The following is a 2,119-nucleotide window of genomic DNA, read 5'->3' as shown; positions in this document are numbered from 1 at the left end:
GTCCCCTTACACACGCACCCTTTAGGGTGCTAGTGTGCTATCACCATACTGCATAGGTGCGAAGTTAGCAAATGTTCTGTAAATGCACAAATAAAGGGGAAAACATTTGGATTTGCGACAATAAAGTACTACCTTTGTTGCTGACCAAACGGTAGCCGACCGATACGGGAGAGTTACCAAAATACAAGCCGCTGGAGTTAATTGACGGACATCCGACATCTCCAGCGGCTTTATTTTTGCCTATCTGCTTCGCCTAGGCACACCAGTACCTCTACTAAAAATGTACTTCAAAGATACTTATTTTCTACCGACTTGATAGTTTTTACCCCATATTCTTGGACATTTTTCCCCCATGAGGTTATCTTTGTAGGGTGAAAGAGAAACCCATAAACGGGGATAGATTGAATGCTGGGAAGCATAAACAATCGGGGTAAGGTTAGCGAACCTTGCCTTTCATCCCCCATTATAACTTTACATAGAGGAACTTTATCTATCCCCCCCCGCCCCCAAAGGGGGAGCGACCAAACGGCAGCTTCACTCAATGGAGTGTTACTGTTCATCAAAGCCAAGTGATAATTGTCGTTTCTCTGCTTCTTCTTTCTTTTGGGCAGCTAAAGTCTTTTTCCGAACGTATGTTTTAGCAAATGTCACTCGGTCACCATTGAATACTATCAGAGGATTAATAAACCAAAGATTATCGGCTGGTCCTCGGGCTATGATTTCAGCTTTTACAAGTTCTGCAAGTCCTTTATAAACGGCTTTGTCTGTTTTGTATTTGGTATATTCTAGGCATTTTTTTCTATTGAAGATGATTAAATCATTTTTGGGTTTCATGCAGGTCATAAAGTAACCAAAAACCCGAATAGCTGCTTGTGATAGGTCAAAGAATGCAGCAAAGTTAGAAAGATACAATTTAGTGAATTGTTCTTCATCTACTTCTATTTGACGGATAAACGAAGTCTTAAACACTTCTCCAGTTTCAGTGTCGGCTAAAGCTACTACGGCTCTCTTATCGCCACCACTATTACTCTTATACTTTTTAACAACATGATTTTCAATACCTTCTATAGCTTGTTTCATAAAAGGATTTTCTTCGTTCTTTTGAAAATCGGTTAACTTAACTGCTTTTTTATTTTCCATTTTGATGTGTTTTTGGGAAATATTATTCTCCACAAAGTAAACTATTATTTTCCATAAAAACAATATTAAGGGAAATATTATTTTCCTGTTTAGTATTATATTAGGAAATCAGTATTTTCTAGATTGGAAAATGAGAATTTCCAATATGGAAAATGCCCTATATTGTGTATCAAGTACTTAACTTATTCTATTTCTTTTATTCTTAATATACCCCCAAAACAGCACAAAATCAGTCACTTAAAAATCATCGGTCGGGGAGCGCCTAGCGGCAAGGGGCGGGACCACCCGTCCCGACGAGCGCCACACCATAAACTTTTTTTAGAATAAGCACACAACCGTTTTCCGAACCCTGCAAAATGTTTTCTGAATCCGAACGGTGTAACACTCCATTGAGAGAGGCTGCCGTTTGGTCGCTCCCCCTTTGGGGGCGGGGGGGGGGGGGGGTTACATACCCATACCGAAACCTCTGCTTCTGGTGATTTGCTTGAGTAGGTCTTTCCCCTCTTCCATAGCTTTTGATATGTTTGGGAAATGATGCCTTAAAGCCTCCAGTTGTTCGGAATTGAACAAGTCTTTCATCTTACCAAGTTCTTTTTTCAATTCCTTGGTTTCGGTCTTTAGTTCTTGGTTCTCCGTCCTTAATCGGTTACTGGTTGTCCTTGCGTTGTCCATTTGTTGTCTATAATACTCCTTGTCATTCTCGGCTTTGAATGCCTTTGTGCCGTTTTGCTCTTTTTCAAGTATAGCCTTTCCCAGTCTATCGGATAGCTGTTCATTTTCCCCCTCTAAAGCCTTTACTTTGGCTTTTAAGGCATCCTTTTCCCTATCGTTGACTGTTTTTCCAATCAAGCCGTAAAACTTCTCTGAAGCCTTAGAAATGAGTTTTTGGACGTTCTTCTTTGTTTCAATGGAACGTAGTTCTTTCTGAAGCTGAAGAAGCTGGTTTTGTACGTCCTTGTGTTTGTCTAATGCACTGGAT

Annotated in this window: 2 protein-coding genes; both read right to left on the bottom strand. The window is 40.2% G+C overall.

The window, feature by feature from the left end:
- Nucleotides 1-549: 549 nt before the first annotated feature.
- Nucleotides 550-1,173 carry a replication/maintenance protein RepL gene (locus AB5Z14_RS10140; RefSeq protein WP_005648621.1) on the bottom strand — a complete coding sequence of 208 codons (624 nt, stop codon included), beginning with the start codon at nucleotides 1,171-1,173 and terminating at the stop codon, nucleotides 550-552.
- A gap of 411 nt (nucleotides 1,174-1,584) precedes the next feature.
- A partial coding sequence (locus AB5Z14_RS10135) for a hypothetical protein (RefSeq protein ID WP_438265673.1) occupies nucleotides 1,585-2,119 on the bottom strand: 535 nt, incomplete at its 5' end.

The organism is Collinsella aerofaciens, from assembly GCF_040910265.1.
In the GTDB taxonomy this organism is placed as follows: Bacteria; Actinomycetota; Coriobacteriia; order Coriobacteriales; family Coriobacteriaceae; genus Collinsella; species Collinsella aerofaciens_BK.
This window is presented reverse-complemented; position numbering and strand designations above follow the sequence as displayed.